General features: G+C 68.4%; 14 protein-coding genes and 1 pseudogene. 2 read left to right on the forward strand and 13 right to left on the reverse strand.

The features are described 5' to 3' along the window. Positions 1-79: 79 nt before the first annotated feature. From F788_RS0111715 to F788_RS0111745, 7 genes are all read right to left on the reverse strand, one after another. Complete coding sequence (locus F788_RS0111715; RefSeq protein ID WP_019590275.1) at positions 80-1,159, reverse strand: PA0069 family radical SAM protein; 1,080 nt, start codon at positions 1,157-1,159, stop codon at positions 80-82. Continuing rightward, a complete protein-coding gene (locus F788_RS0111720; RefSeq protein WP_018870773.1) occupies positions 1,149-1,529 on the reverse strand; it encodes a DUF1992 domain-containing protein in 381 nt (126 codons plus the stop codon). Before F788_RS0111720 ends, F788_RS0111715 begins: the two co-directional genes overlap by 11 nt. A gap of 4 nt (positions 1,530-1,533) precedes the next feature. Then, the gene (locus tag F788_RS0111725) at positions 1,534-2,019 is read right to left on the reverse strand and encodes a hypothetical protein (protein WP_026279570.1); all 486 of its coding nucleotides are present in this window, start codon (positions 2,017-2,019) and stop codon (positions 1,534-1,536) included. Between the two features lie 101 nt (positions 2,020-2,120). Beyond that, complete coding sequence (pyrC, locus tag F788_RS0111730) at positions 2,121-3,155, reverse strand: dihydroorotase (protein ID WP_018870771.1); 1,035 nt, start codon at positions 3,153-3,155, stop codon at positions 2,121-2,123. 12 nt (positions 3,156-3,167) lie between these two features. Next, positions 3,168-3,434: a DUF167 domain-containing protein gene (locus F788_RS0111735; protein WP_019590276.1), complete on the reverse strand. Its 267-nt coding sequence runs from the start codon at positions 3,432-3,434 to the stop codon at positions 3,168-3,170. 6 nt (positions 3,435-3,440) lie between these two features. Beyond that, positions 3,441-4,187: a class I SAM-dependent methyltransferase gene (locus F788_RS0111740; RefSeq protein WP_018870769.1), complete on the reverse strand. Its 747-nt coding sequence runs from the start codon at positions 4,185-4,187 to the stop codon at positions 3,441-3,443. Positions 4,188-4,261: 74 nt separating this feature from the next. After that, the gene (locus F788_RS0111745) at positions 4,262-7,597 is read right to left on the reverse strand and encodes a bifunctional diguanylate cyclase/phosphodiesterase (RefSeq protein WP_019590277.1); all 3,336 of its coding nucleotides are present in this window, start codon (positions 7,595-7,597) and stop codon (positions 4,262-4,264) included. A 251-nt stretch (positions 7,598-7,848) separates the two neighbouring features. Between F788_RS0111745 and F788_RS0111750 the strand changes: the two genes are divergently transcribed. Further along, positions 7,849-8,073 carry a hypothetical protein gene (locus tag F788_RS0111750; RefSeq protein WP_018870767.1) on the forward strand — a complete coding sequence of 75 codons (225 nt, stop codon included), beginning with the start codon at positions 7,849-7,851 and terminating at the stop codon, positions 8,071-8,073. Between the two features lie 28 nt (positions 8,074-8,101). Next, the gene (locus F788_RS0111755) at positions 8,102-8,305 is read left to right on the forward strand and encodes a hypothetical protein (RefSeq protein WP_018946123.1); all 204 of its coding nucleotides are present in this window, start codon (positions 8,102-8,104) and stop codon (positions 8,303-8,305) included. A gap of 59 nt (positions 8,306-8,364) precedes the next feature. Here the strand turns inward: F788_RS0111755 and F788_RS13440 are convergent. The 6 genes and pseudogenes from F788_RS13440 to F788_RS0111785 form a co-directional block, all read right to left on the reverse strand. Beyond that, positions 8,365-10,439: pseudogene (locus tag F788_RS13440) on the reverse strand (DUF1631 family protein). 31 nt (positions 10,440-10,470) lie between these two features. Then, complete coding sequence (locus F788_RS0111765) at positions 10,471-10,800, reverse strand: non-heme iron oxygenase ferredoxin subunit (RefSeq protein WP_019590281.1); 330 nt, start codon at positions 10,798-10,800, stop codon at positions 10,471-10,473. A gap of 36 nt (positions 10,801-10,836) precedes the next feature. Further along, a complete protein-coding gene (locus F788_RS0111770) occupies positions 10,837-11,166 on the reverse strand; it encodes a hypothetical protein (RefSeq protein ID WP_019021954.1) in 330 nt (109 codons plus the stop codon). A 107-nt stretch (positions 11,167-11,273) separates the two neighbouring features. Further along, positions 11,274-11,984 carry a sensor histidine kinase KdpD gene (locus F788_RS0111775; protein ID WP_019590282.1) on the reverse strand — a complete coding sequence of 237 codons (711 nt, stop codon included), beginning with the start codon at positions 11,982-11,984 and terminating at the stop codon, positions 11,274-11,276. Beyond that, positions 11,981-13,249, reverse strand: coding sequence for a tetratricopeptide repeat-containing response regulator (locus F788_RS0111780; protein ID WP_019590283.1), 1,269 nt, complete (start codon positions 13,247-13,249; stop codon positions 11,981-11,983). Before F788_RS0111780 ends, F788_RS0111775 begins: the two co-directional genes overlap by 4 nt. Positions 13,250-13,332: 83 nt before the next feature. After that, entirely contained in the window at positions 13,333-14,859 is a 1,527-nt protein-coding gene (locus F788_RS0111785) for a BCCT family transporter (RefSeq protein ID WP_019590284.1), read from the reverse strand. Positions 14,860-14,868 lie beyond the last annotated feature (9 nt).

Raw genomic sequence — 14,868 nt, forward strand, 5'->3', positions numbered from 1 at the left:
CCGGGTCACTGTAGCGCGAAGCCGCGCGCCGCAGAAGCCGCCCGCCACCCCGACCATTCCGCCGCACCGAATAACGGGCTCAGAACAGGTCCAGCTGCCGGTCGTCGGCCGGTCGCGCTGGCGCCGGCGGGCGAAACTGCGAGCAATCGAGATCCCCGGACCAGCGGTCCAGCCCGTGGCGGCGCCGCGCGAGGGCAAAGCGCTGTCCCAGCAGATCGGCCCAAGCCCCGGAGCCCCGCATGCGCTGCCCAAAGCTGGAATCGTAGACCCGCCCGCCATGCGCTTCGCGCAGGCGGGCCAGTACGTGCTCCGCCTTCAGCGGTTCGTGGGCCCGCAGCCACTCCTCGAACAACCCCGCCACCTCGCGCGGCAGGCGCAGCAGTACGTAGTCGGCCGACACCGCACCGGCCTCGGCCGCCGCCTCCAGCAGGTCCTCGGTCTCGCCATCGGTCAGCACCGGGATCAGCGGGGCCACCAGCACGCTCACCGGCACGCCCGCATCCGTCAGCCGCCGGATGGTCTCCAGGCGCCGCTGCGGGGCCGCCGCGCGCGGCTCCAGACGCCGGGACAGACCGCGATCGAGGGTGGTCAGGGACACCGCCACCTGCGCCAGCCCGGCGCGCCCCATCGGCCCCAGGAGATCGAGGTCGCGTTCCACCAGCGCCGACTTGGTGACGATGGACACCGGATGCGCGCTCTCCGCCAGCACCTCCAGCAGCTCGCGGGTGACCCGCAATTCCCGCTCCACCGGCTGGTAGGCATCGGTGTTGATGCCCAGCGCGACCGGTGACGGCCGGTAGTTGCGCGCACCCAGTTCGCGGCGCAGCACGGCCGCCGCGCCGGTCTTCACGTACAGCCGGCTCTCGAAGTCCAGTCCGGGCGACAGCCCCACATAGGCATGCGCCGGCCGCGCGAAACAGTAGGCGCAGCCATGTTCGCAGCCCCGATAGGGATTGATGGACAGGGTGAACGGAACATCCGGCGAGTCGTTGCGCACCAGCAGGCTGCGCGGCGTCTCCGGGGTGACTTCGGTGCGCAGCGCCGGAGCGGGTTCGTCGTCCCCGACCCAGCCGTCGTCCACGGGTTCGCGCTGCAGGGGTTCATAGCGGGCGGCCGGCCGGCTGGCGCTGCCCCGGCCGCGCGGTGGCTCACTCGCCATCGAGCCTTGCGCACAGGGCCCGGAAATACCCGGACTCGGTGGCCAGCCCGGCATCGCCACCGGTGCGCCCGCGCTCGCGCGCCAGTCGGTCCAGCAGCACACGCAGACGGCGCGAATGGCGTTCCCGGCCCTCGGGGTCCTCGGCCTCGCGCAGCAGGGCCTCCACCGAGGCGATCTCGCCGCGCAGCCGGACCTCTTCCGGCACGTAGCCGGCGTTCTTCATGATGCGAAACGCCATGCGCATGTCTTCCGGCACGTCGCGGTCGTCATCCAGCTCCAGCGGCCGCCCGGCCCCGGGCAGATCATCAAACTCCCCGCGCCGCGCGGCATCGGCCAGCTGCGCCTCGATCTGCGCCTCGTTCAGCAACATGGCGTCAGACGGCACCGCCCTGCTGGGCGACCGGCAGCATCCACAGCGTCAGCGACAGCAGGATGGCCGTCAGGCTCACCCCGAAGATCGGCAGCATCATCACGCCGGCCAGTGGTTCACGCCGGAACAGCCGGATGCCCATGCCGCCCAGGCTGATCGCCCAGCCCACGGCCACGAAGAACGACAGGGCGTTGATCTCCCAGGTCCACAGGGCAATCAGGCCCAGCGGCAGGCCCAGGTTGAGTACCACCAGCCCCATCTCCTGAGAGCCCGCGGCCTTGCCGGCCGACAGGGCGTAGGCATAGGCAGCCCAGATCATCATCAGGCCGAAGCCCAGGGCACCGGCCGCGGGCGACTCCAGCGGGGCGCGCAGGATGGCCGCACCCGCCGGCTCCAGCTGCACGCCAAGCCCGATGATGGCCGCAGCCACCCCCAGGCTGATCAGCAGCCAGAACCAGAGGGTTCCGCGCTGCACTTCAGGTTCGGTCACACTGTCCCGCACGTTGACTCCTTGCGAAAACGCATTGAAAGGTTCTGGTCGGAGAGACCGCGCCAACCGCCCCGGGGTTCAAACCGGGGGCGGTGCGGACTTCACTCCGCCACCCGCCAGGCGACGGTCTCGCCCGCCCGCAGGGGTACACCCGGATCGTGTCCGAACAGGACCGCCTCGGGCACGGTCCATTCCGCGCGTTCCAGGGTGATGGTGCCGGTGTTGCGCGGCATGCCGTAAAAGTCCGCACCGTGATGGCTGGCGAAGCCCTCCAGGCGGTCCAGCGCGCCGGCCGCCGCGAAGGCCTCGGCGTACAGTTCGATGGCCGCATGCGCGGAATAGATGCCCGCGCAGCCGCAGGCCGATTCCTTGGCGTGGCGCGGATGCGGTGCGGAATCGGTCCCGAGGAAGAAACGCGGGTGCCCGCTGGTCGCCGCCCGCACCAGTGCTTCCCGGTGACGCTCGCGTTTGAGGATCGGCAGGCAGAAATGATGCGGCCGCATGCCGCCGGCAAACAGCGCGTTGCGGTTGTACAGCAGGTGCTGCGGGGTGATGGTCGCGCCGACGTTGTCCGGCGCGGATTCCACGAAGGAGACCGCCGCCTCGGTCGTCACGTGTTCCAGCACGATGCGCAGCCCGGGGAAGTCGCGCACCAGGCCCTGCAGGTGCCGTTCGATGAACACCGCCTCGCGGTCAAAGATGTCCACGTCCGGGTCGGTGACCTCGCCGTGGATCAAAAGCGGCAGCCCGGCCCGCTCCATCGCCTCGAACACCGGGTAGCAGCGGCGGATGTCGGTGACCCCGCTGGCGGAATGCGTGGTGGCCCCCGCCGGGTACAGCTTCACCGCATGGACAAAGCCGGATTGGCGCGCCGCATCGATCATCCCGGGCGTGGTCTCCTCGGTCAGATAGAGCGTCATCAGGGGCTCGAAGTCGGCCTCGTCCGGGAGTGCCGCGAGGATGCGGTCACGGTACGCGGCTGCCGCATCCACCGAGGTCACCGGGGGCTTGAGGTTCGGCATCACGATCGCCCGGCGAAAGCGCCGCACGGTGTCCGGCAACACCGAGGCGAGGATGTCCCCGTCGCGCAGATGCAGGTGCCAGTCGTCGGGACGGGTCAGCGTCAGGCGTTCCATCAGTAATCCTTGTCAGCCAGCGAAATGTTCGCGCAGTGCGGCCTCGCCCCGGCCGTCGACCTCCACAGTCTTGTCGCGGCCGGTCTGGCCGCTCACCACCCGCACCGAATCCGCCGGCAGCCCCAGTTCGGCCGCCAGCAGGTGTTCGACGGCCCGGTTGGCGCGCCCCTTTTCCGGCGCGGCCCGGACTCGCAGTTTGAGGGCGTCGCCCATCCAGCCCACCACCGCATCCTCGCGGGCACCGGGGGAGACGCGCAGCTTCAGTCGGGCCAGGGCCACGCGGTATCAGGCCGGACGCGTGGCCATGTAGGCGGAGAAGACCCCCAGCTGCACTTCACGGTGGACGTCCTCGAAGCCCACCGATTCCAGCGTCTCCATGATCTCCTCCGGGGGCACGCACTGGTCAATGGTTTCCCAGAAATACCGCATCAGGGTATGCCCGTCCGGATCACGTGTCAGCACACGACTGAGAAACGGGATGAAATCGCGGAAGTAGAAACGGGCCATGACCATCTGCCGCTTCGTCCGCGGACGCGAGACCTCGAGGATCATGCAGCGACCGCCGGGCTTGAGCGCGCGAAAGTACTCCGCAAACGCCTCGCGCAGATCCCGCACGTGACGCAGACCGTAGCCCATGTACACGCGGTCGAACTGCTCGCTGGCGACCGGCAGATCCTCGGCCAGCCCCTGGATGAAGCGCGAATTCAGCTTGCCCCGCGCCACATCGATCATCCCGCGCGACGGATCCACGCAGGTGATGCGCTCATCGCCGGTGATCTTGCGGATCTCTTCGGCCACCGGCCCGGTCCCGGTCGCCACATCCAGGACCTCCATGTCCGGCTGCAGACCGGACTGCTTGAGCGAGTAGCGGCGATACGCCTGCCCCGTACCCAGAAAACCGAACCGCAGGATCCGGTCGTAGTAGGGCGCGGTGCGGTCGAACAGGTCGTCGACGAATGCGCGCTTGTTGCTTTCGTCCCCGTAATAGTCCTTGAGGACAGGATGCGGTTTCCGCTCCGGATCGGTTTCCATCGGTTCTGCTCTCCCCTGTGCCCGGTGCCGGGCCGGCCCAACAAGCCGCGAAGTGTACCAATTCCCGGCGCGCCTCACCCCCCCTGTTCGGAGGTGGTCAGAACGTCGCGCTCGAATTCCGCCACCGGTAGCGGCCGGCTGGCAAAGTAGCCCTGATAAAAATCGCAGCTCAGCGCACACAGCGCCTCCAGCTGTTCGGCGGTCTCCACGCCCTCGGCCACCACGGTCAGCCCCAGCCCGTGCGCCATCGCCACGATCGCGGTGGTGATCGACTGGTCATGCACGTCATCCTCGTGCACCACTCCGGCGATGCCGTCGACGAAGCTCTTGTCGATCTTGAGGGTGTCCACCGCAAAGCTCTTCAGCTGCGACAGCGAGGAATAGCCCGTGCCGAAGTCATCCACGGCGAAATGCACGCCCCGCCCCCGCAGCGATTCCAGAATGCGACGGGCCCGCTCGGCATCCGCCATCAGCGCGGACTCGGTGATCTCCAGCTCCAGACATTCCGGCGGCAGTCCGTGCTCGTCCAGGGTGGCGGCGACCTGTTCATCCAGCGCCATGCGCCGGAACTGCAGCGCAGACACATTCACCGCCAGCCGGATCGGAGGATAACCCGCGTCCAGCCAGGCGCGCCCCTGCCGGATCACCTCCTGCAGGACCCAGGCGCCCAGCTCCACGATCAGGCCGGTCTTCTCCGCGACCGGGATGAAACGACCGGGCGACACACGCCCCAGCACCGGATCGTTCCAGCGCAGCAGGGCCTCGGCCCCGATGAGGCGCCCCGTCGCGATCTCGTACTGCGGCTGGTAATGGACCTCCAGGTGGTCATGCTCCATCGCGCGGCGCAGACGTGAGCTGAGATCGATGCGCTCGCGCGCCGCCTCGGTATAGGCGTCCGAGTAGTAACGATACGACCCGCGCCCCTCTTCCTTGGCGCGCGACAGCGCGGTGCCCGCCTGCTGCAGCAGCGCCTCGGAACCGGCCCCGTGATCCGGGAACAGCGCGATCCCGACGGTCGCCACCACCTCGACCTCGACTCCGTTGCCCAGGTCACAGGGCTCGGCCAGGTGGCGGATCATGGATTCGGCAATCATGCCGGCGTCGTCCGGGTGGGCCAGATTCTCCACCACCACCGCGAATTCGTCCCCGGCCAGCCGCGCCACGGTATCGGTGCCGCGGCGCTCGCGCTGCAGCCGGATGGCCGCGCTGCGCAGCAGGGCATCGCCGGCGGCGTGGCCGTGGCTGTCATTGACGTCCTTGAAGCGGTCGAGATCCACGATCAGCAGCGCCAGCACCCCGTTGCGCCGCCGCATCAGCGAGATGCCATGGCCCAGACGTGCCAGCAGCAGGCGACGGTTGGGCAGCTCGGTCAGCGGATCATGATGCGCCAGGTAGTCCAGCTCCTCCTCCGAGGCCTTGATCCGCGAGATATCGGCGAACACCGACACGTAATGCGTGAGCCGGCCCTGCGGGTCGTGCACCGCCGTGATGCTCTGCAGCTCGGGGAACACCTCGCCGTTCTTGCGCCGGTTCCAGATCTCCCCCTGCCAGTGTCCGTAGAGCTCCAGCTGGCGGAACATGTTCTGGTAGAAGGTGCGGTCATGCCGGCCGGACTGGAACATCTTCGGCGTGCGCCCGATCACTTCGTCCTGGGTGTAGCCCATCAGCTCGGTGAACGCGCGGTTCACCGACAGGATGTGCGCCGTACTGTCGGTGATCACGACGCCCTCGCGGGTATTCTCGAACACCACCGACGCCAGGCGCCGGCGTTCCTCCTCCTCCCGGCGCCGGGTGATGTCCTCCACCGTGACCACGACACGGTCCAGGCTGCCGTCCGCGTGGCGAGTACACTTCAGGGAGAGGTGCGCCACCATCACGCTGCCATCCGCCCGCAGCAGGCGCTTTTCCACGTCATAGCCGTCGCGCCGGCCTTCACGCATCTCGCGATCCAGATCGGCACCCAGGGAACGGTCCTCGGGGTGCGCAAGGCGGTCCCAGTCGAGCTTCGCCAGTTCTTCCGGCCGGTAACCCAGCATGTCGCCCAGGCAGTCGTTGACGCGCTCCCAGCCCTGACCACCCGGCCCTGACACCGCCATGCCCACGAACGGCATATCGAAGAACACCCGCAGCAGGCGGTCCTGTTCCGAATGCGACTGCATCAGCCGCAGGTTGCGCTGCAGCCATTGCTGACGCCCCACCAGCGCCCCGGCGCCGGCCATCAGCAGCCAGACCAGCAACAGGGCGCCGCCGGTCCATGCCGCCTGCCGATGCGCCCCGGCCACCAGGGGCGCGCGGTCCCGCTTGACCACCACCGACCAGTCATCGAGCTCGAGGCCACGCACCGCCGCCAGACGACCATTATCCTCTTCGCCCAGCGATCCGATCCGCACCGCCTCGCCGGAGCCGCCGCGCAGCAGGCGGCTCTCCACCTGCGAAAACTCCGCCGGGGGTTCCACGCGCCGGGCGGACTCACCGTCCAGCCGCATCACCACCGGCGCGCGGTCGGACGGATGACTGACCAGCCAGGTCGCCGCATCCCCGTCTTCCAGGTCGATGGCGGCCCCGAGCAGCGGAGCCAGGCGATCCAGATCGGCGGAAAACAGCACCACCGCCAGCGGTTCCGAGTTGCGATCGCCGGGATGATGCAAAGGCGCGGCCCAGTGCAGCAGGGTCGTCCCTGCGTCGTCCACGGCGTCCACGTGCGCCCGGCTGACGACTCCGCTCTGCATCGCTTCCACGCGGGCCGCTCTGGCCGCGGCGCGCTGGAAGGACTCATCCCCCGCAACCAGCAGTTCCGCGTGTTCCTCCGCCCCCAGGATCGCCACGGAGCGATAACCGTAGGCCGTCCGGATCGCCTGCAGGCGGTTCTCCAGCGTAGTGCGTGCGACCTCGGAGTCGTGGCGCTGCAGCGAGCGGACAAACGCGGTGAAACCGCGCGCATCCGCCAGGATTCGGGCATCTCCGGCGCGTTCCGCCATCCACCGATCGACCAGCCCGCCCTTGAGAAAGGCAGTGGCCCGCAGTTCTTCGCGCACCTGCTGATCCGCGGTGGCCTGAGCGATATGGAACGTGCCGAAGGCGACACCACCGACCGAACCGGCGACCGCCACCGCGAGGGCGACCCAGACCCAGGGCTGGCGACCGCGCAGCAGTGTCAGACCGCCGCCGTTACGCGTCCGCGCGCCCCGACGGACCCCGAATGTCCGCATGGCCAGGTACAGCAGTCCGCCACTCACCCAGACGAACCCCAGGCCCTTCAGCAGACTGACCCGGGTCAGGCTCGCCTCGATCCCGAAGCTCCACATGAAGAGCATGTCGGACAGCGCGACCCACAGGGAGCCCGCCACGAGATAACCGAGCGCGATCAGTGCGGCCGCGCTGAGTCGAAACACCGGGGCACGGGAAGACATCAACACCGGGCTCCGGCTGAAAGACAAGACACGTAAAGGAATCCCCTGTGTGAAAACCCCGGCTCTGCGGCCGGTTGAAGAATGGAAGCTTCCCCCTCGACAAGCCCCCCGGCTCGCACGCATGGTCTACGCTTGAATCAGGGGCTTCACGGGAACGGCATACGCCCTCGAGAATTTTACGCCCCCAATCCTGTCACAGTATTGAGCTGGATCAAGTCACCAACGTGCGACCATCCGAAAAGGAGCCGCCCATGGACGTCAAGAACGAGAACGGCATCGTCACGCTGACGCTGGACAAGAAAACGGCCAAAAGCATCACCGAAAACCTGACGGAACTGAACGGCGAGGTCCGCAATGGCGCCCGCGCGCTGTCTTCGGTTCTGCAGCAGGGCGTGTACGAGCTGGACAACGAGTTCCGCCAGCCGCCGCACGCATTCGACGAACATGCGCCGCGCCAGCCCTCGATCGAGGACTGAACCAGCGACTCAAACGGGAGGAATGATCATGAATCTGGTCAAGGCCGAAAACGGCGAAATCGTTATCCGCATGCCCGTCGCCGAAGCCTCGGATGCGCTGTACACCCTGCGCAACCGGGCCGACGACCTGGACGACTGCGAGGACCTGACCGAGGCCCTCGAAGCCGCCGGCGTACCCATGCCCGAAGAGGAAGACCACCGGCGCTACGAATACATGCCGCCGGTCGACTGACCCGCCGGTTACCCGGTTGCCGTGCGGGGCCGCCCCGCACGGCCGGTTTTACGACCCCTTCAGCGAATCATTGCGTCCAGCGGGTTGTCCTGCGGCAGGATCCGCATCCGGCCCTCGCGCAGCTCCTGTGCCACACCCTGCAGGCTGTGCCGTCGCGCACTCACCCCGTCAAGCGACACGAACAGGAACCGCCGCGTGGCCTCCCCCCGCCATACCAGCGCCATGCGCCGCGCCTCACCGGTGGTGCGGTCGACCATCTCGTACCAGTCTCCCACCCGGGCGCGACTGGCCTCGAACACCCAGGCGTCGTCCAGATCGGTGACCAGTTCGGGATCGTCGTCCTCGTAGCGCAGATGCCGCCGATGGCGGATCCGCTCTTGCGGGTCGAACGCCTCGGCGTCCGCCGTGGCCCGCATGCGCGCAAGATGCGCCCGGCCCAGCTGCTCGACGACCCGGCGCAGCCTTTGCGCCTCGACACCGGCCTGCTCGCCCGCCGCCTTGAGCTCTGCCACCCGCGGCTGGATCTCTGCCGGCGTCGCTCCGCGACAGATCGCTTCCACCACGCCGCGGATCGCCCGGCTCACCTCCTCGTCCTCGCCGCCGTCCGCCGCCAGCAGGTCTTCCCAGGCCGCCTCCACGGAGTCCGCCGCCGTTTGCGGCAGGGAGGCCCCGGACTCCAGTACGCAGACGGTCAGCGAACGCCGTGCACGCGCCGCGCGTTCCTCGGCCTGGAAGGCCTCCGTGCGGGACTCCTGGCGCCGGTGCCAGCGCGCGTCTTCCTCCTCGATCGCGGCCAGCCAGTCCTCCAGCAGGGCGCGCGCACCCTCCCGGTCCATGCTGTCCGCCTCGTGACGCAGGCGCTCGACCGACTCGCGGATGCGTTGCAGATAGGCGCTCACGCCTTCTTCGCCAGCGTCTCCTTCGGCATCGTCCGCCTCCGGACTCACACGGATCCCGGTGTTGATCACGCTGCCGATCCACAGCCGCAGCGGATGGGAGCGATCCCGGAAGAACGACAGATCACGGATCACGACCCGCGCCAGCGCGAACTGCATGTCGGCGATTTCGGCCCGCACGCGCGGATTGAAACCGACCTGGCGGAAGATGTGGTCGAACATCCCCTGCAGCAGGTCGAGAATGAACGGCGTCAGATCCTCCTGACTGCGGGCCTGCTCCGCCGCGGCCGGGGCATTCCCGGAAGCGCCCCCCGCACCGGCATCCCCATCCGGCCCGGAACCTGCGGGCGCATCCCCCGCTACGGACGACCGCGGGCCACTGCCGGTGGCCCGGGCCAGCTCCGCGGCCCAGCGGGCCCAGGCCTCGGGGGCATCCTCCGCTGACGGCATCTCCGGCCCGCCCCGGGCGGACAGCGGACCGAGATCGGCGTCCGGCGGCCGCACTTCGGAACGGCTCGCAGCGGCCGCGGATAGGCCTGCCAGCTTGCCGAGCTTTCCCGCTCGCGCGCGCCGCCAGCCGCGGTGCCGGCTTCGGGCTCCTCGGTCACCAGGCCGCAGGCATCCACCGTTTCCACCACGAACGCCATCATCGGCGCACCGGAATCGCGCAGACAGCGCAGATAGCCCTGCATCAGGTCGAGAGTCAGCGCGGTGCGCCCGAAATACCGTTCCGCCGCCTCGATCAGTCGCTCGTCCCAGTGCAGCGGCGACCACGGCGCCCAGTTGGGATGTTCGAAGCGCCGGTCCTCGCGCGCCGCCTGGACCAGCATGAAATACGAATACCGATTGTTCTCGCGCACCGAGCCCTCGAGCTGGTGGCGCAACGAACGCCGGCTCGACTGGTAGTCATCGAGGATGTGCAGGCCGGAATCTCCGCCCGCAAACGCGATGCCCGAAAAATCGTAGTGCGGCGGGTACTCGGGATTGCGCAGATCACCCGCCAGGGCGTCGCGGAACTCCTGCAGGATGGGCGTGGCATAGGCCCGCAGCTGCGCTGCCCACTCCAGGGCTTCGCCCTGCTCCTCGCGCCAGGTCGCCCCCTGCTCCTATTGTTCCAGCGTGGTGTTCAGGCAGGCTTCAAGATGACCGACCACCCGCGGGACAATGCCGGCCGCCAGCTCCTCGCGCTGGGTCGCCGACAGCCCCGCGAGGCCCTGCCAGTCGCCATCGGCGGTCATCGCCGCACCCGGGGCGCGCGATCGGACCGGTTCAAGCGTCGCCGCCGATCGGCTGACTGCCGACCTGGATCATCCCGTCCTGCACCCGCACCGGGAAGGTCGGGATGGGGTCCTCGGCCGGCGGCGTGAGTGCCTCGCCGGTGTGCAGGTCGAATTCCGCGTCGTGCAGCGGGCAGGTGATGCAGTCGTCGTCGATCGTGCCACCCGCGATGGGGAATTCTTCGTGCGAGCAGAGGTTCTCGAGGGCAAAGTAGCGGCCATCCACGTTGAACACCGCCACTTCAGTATCCCCGGCCTTGAGCAGCCGGTGGTCTCCGGGTTCAATCGAGCCTTCCGGCCCCACGTCGATCCATTCGCTCATGTGCGTCGTCCGCTCGTTGGTCAGTGGATGGCGTTGTCAGTGGCTGGCGTTGGCGGCGGCCGTCGCCTCCGCATTCACTTCGAGCGAACGGCCACTCTCGGGATCATACGAAAACCGGCCGACCAGGCGCACTTCCTCGCCCACGTGGTCGGCGACCGCCGCATCCGGCGAAATCGCCACGCGGTTGCGCGGATGATCCTCGATCCAGTAATGCCGCGGATCATCGAAGGACTGGACGCGACCGGTCACCTCCACCATCTCGCCGTCAAACTCGGCTGCGGAGCTGCTCAGCTGATCCAGGGTCACCGGCGCCGTGGTCTCCCCGCCGCAGGCCACCAGCACCAGTCCCAGCAGTGCCCCGGCCAACGCCGGACCGGCATGACGAATCCATCCTGCTTGCATTGATTCTCTCGATTTGACAGTAAGACCACAAGTTACCCGGCGCCCCGCAAAGGCGCCCGAAACCGCCGCCGCTACAGGGTTTCGGACGGCGGCAGCGCCGGCAGTCTCAGGGTAAAGCGCCCCCCGCCGAGATCCGAATCATTCGACAGCCGGACCGAGCCCGGCGTCCCGTCCGGTGCCGTGTGCAGCTCGGCGATCATCGCGCAGAAATACAGGCCCAGTCCGGTCCGCCCGGCGCCGCGCTCCAGCATCGCCTGATCCTCGGTGGTTCGCGAACCCAGCATGGGCTCCGGGAACCCGGGACCGTCGTCTTCCACCTGCAGCCACAGCTCGCCGTCGCGCACCGCGGCCGACAGACGGATGCGAGCGTTGCAGTAGCGCACCGTGTTGGTCACCACGTTCTCCAGCACCGCCGTCACCAGTTCCCGATCGAGCACCCATTCCAGGTCCTCGTCGCACTCGATTTCGGCCGTCACCCCGCTGTGATCCATCAGTGGCTTGCTGGACGCCCAGTAGTCCTCCAGCAGTTCGATCACCAGCAGCGGGCGAAAACGCGGGGTGTAGAGCCCCTGCTGGTTGCGGTACAGCGTGAGCATCTGTACCAGGCTGTCGTGCACGCGATGGGCCTCGTACTGCAGCCGCGCGATGGTCTGCTCGTCGCAGTTGCACTCGCCGGTCTCCGGGTCCCGCAGCGCCTCCAGCGAATTCATCGCCATCCCCAGCGAGTTCTTCATGTCGTGGATGGAAATGGCGATGACGGTACCGAAATCGATGCTCTTCATGTCTCCCCCGGGCCGCCGTTCGATGTCCGCAGGCTCCGCGCGCGTTCGCCCTCACCTGCCTGCTCCAGCAGGTCCGGCAGCACCTCGCGCAGCGCCGGCGGCGGTGATCCGGCTGCCATGGCCGCATCCAGCTGGCCGAGCAACCCCGCGCGATCCACCGCCACACCGGCCAGCAGCAGGCGCAGACGCGTCACCACGACCCACCAGTGCACTTCCGGATGACCGCGGTAATCACTCTCCAGGCTCTGCAGTTTGGTCCGCGCCTCGCGGGTCGCCCCGCGCGCGATCAATGCCTCCAGTTGATACGCCATGTCACCCGGATGCGGTATCTGCATCTGGGTCGCCAGGGCCATCGCATGGCGCCAGGCCCGCGCGGCGCGCTCGTATTCCCCCCGGGCCAGGGCCAGCCGCCCCAGCTCCCGCTGCCGCGCCAGCGACTTGGGCGAGCGTTCCGCCGCCGCGACCAGCACGTCCAGCGCCTCGCGCTCGCGGCCGGTGCGTTCCAGCACGAACGCCAGCCGGTCATGCGCCGGCATGTAATACGGCGTTGCCGCGATGGCCGCCCGATACGCCTCCTCGGCGGCCGCAAGGTCCCCCTCGGCTTCGGCCACCTCGCCCAGACGCACCTGTGCCCAGGGCGGCGTGGTCTCGCCCGTCACCGCACGGGCGGCCTCGGCCGCCACGCCCGGCTCGCCCTCGGCCAGGGCCAGATCGCTGCGCAGGCGCTGCAGGTCGGCGGCACGCCCCTCTCCTGCTTCCAGCATGCGTTCGGCCTCGGCCCGCGCCTGTGCGAACTCGCCACGACGCCAGAGCGGATCCAGCGCACGCAGCGGGTCCCGCCGCCGCAGGGCGCGCTGCAGGCGTACTACCAGCAGTTCGCGGTTGAAGGGCTTGGACAGGTAGGCATCGGGACCGCTCTCCAGCGCCCCCATGACCATCTCGTTGCTGTTCTCGGCGGTGACCATCACGAACACCGTGGCCGGCCCGACCCAGCCCTGTTCACGGGCCCGGTCCAGTACCTGCTGGCCGTCCGGCCCGTCGCCCAGGTTGTAGTCGCACAGCACGATGTCGTAGCGACGCCGTTCCAGCTTGTCCAGCGCATCCACGCCATCGCGCGCGAGATCGATGTCCTCGAAGCCGGAGGTCAGCAGCATCTCGCGCAGGGTCGCCCGCATGTTGGCGAAATCGTCCACCACCAGCACCGCCAGGCGCGACAGCGGGCGCCCGGCAGAGCCGGCACGGGAAGGGGGAGCGGCGGTCGACATGCGCGCAGTGTGGCGCAGCCAACCGCCGAAACCAAGACCCGGAACAGGGACTTGTCCCGTACCCGCCGACGCATCAGGCCGCGTCAGTACGGGGCGGCCGTCTCGCCCTGCAGTGCCCGGGTCAGGTTCACGCAGGCGAACAGCAGGATGATCGCCACCGGCAGTCCCGCGGTGATCGCCCCGGTCTGCAGCCCGTCCAGGGCCATCTCGCCGCCCACGATCAGCAGGGTCGCCGCCACCGCGCCCTCGGTGATGCCCCAGATCACCCGCTGACGCTTGGGCGAGCGCGTGCTCCCGCGCGAGACCAGCGCGTCGATCACGTGGGTCCCGGAGCCCGACGAGGTGATGAAGTAGGTCGCGATCAGGATGGTCGCCAGCCCCGAGGCCAGATGGAACAGCGGCAGCTGCTCCAGCGTGGCGTACAGCGCGATGGTCGTGTCCTCGGCCACCGCCGCCGCGATCCCCGCGCCGTCCCCGAACAGCTCGAAATGCAGCGCCGTGCCGCCGAACACCGCCAGCCACACGAACACGAAAAGGGACGGCAGCAGCAGCACGCCGGCAATGAACTCGCGGATGGTGCGCCCGCGCGAGACCCGCGCGATGAAGATCCCGACGAACGGTGACCAGGCGATCCACCAGGCCCAGTAGAAGATGGTCCAGCTCTTCTGCCACTCGGCCTCCTGCATCGCGCCGGCGGTCAGACTCAGCTGCACGATGTGGTTGAGATACTCGCCGATGGAGTCGAGGAAGAAACGGATGATGAACAGCGTCGGCCCGGCGAGCAGCACGAACAGCAGCAACGCCGTGGCCAGCCACAGGTTGGCCAGGCTCATCCATTTCAGCCCGCGGTCCAGCCCGGAGATCACGGCCATCACCGCGACGAAGGTGATCGCCCCGATGATCCCCACCTGGAACCAGCCGGACACCGGCATGCCGAACAGCACGTTGAGACCGGTGTTCAGCTGCATCGCCCCGAAGCCCAGCGAGGTCGCCAGCCCGAACAGCGTGCCGAACACCGCGAGGATGTCGATTACGTGCCCGATCGGCCCGTAGATCCGATCCCCCAGCATTGGATAGAAGATCGACCGAATGGTCAGCGGCAGGCCCTTGCGGAACGAGAAATACGCCACCGACAGGCCCAGCACCACGTACACCGCCCAGGCATGCAGCCCCCAGTGGAAGAAGGTGAAGGCCATCGCTTCGCCGGCCGCTTCCTGGGTCTCGCCCTCGCCGAACGGCGGGTTCTGGTAGTGCAGCATCGGCTCGGCCACGCTCCAGAAGATCAGGCCGATGCCCATGCCCGCCCCGAACAGCAGCGAGAACCAGGCCATGAAGCTGAACTCCGGGCGGTCCTCGGTATTCCCGAGGCGAATCCGCCCGTACGGACTGAGCGCCAGCCAGACCAGAAAGGCAAGGAAGATGGTCACCGCCAGGATGTAGATCCAGCCCAGATACTCGGTGATGAACCCGTGGATCGCGGCAAAGGTCAGCGATGCCGTCTCGGTGAAGATGACCCCGAACAGCACGAAGGTCAGCACCACGATGGATGACGCGGTGAACACCACCGGATTCACGGTGGCGAAGAACGCATGCGATCGTCCGAATATCATCCCGGCTCT

This window comes from Thioalkalivibrio sp. ALE10, from assembly GCF_000381385.1.
GTDB lineage: Bacteria > Pseudomonadota > Gammaproteobacteria > Ectothiorhodospirales > Ectothiorhodospiraceae > Thioalkalivibrio.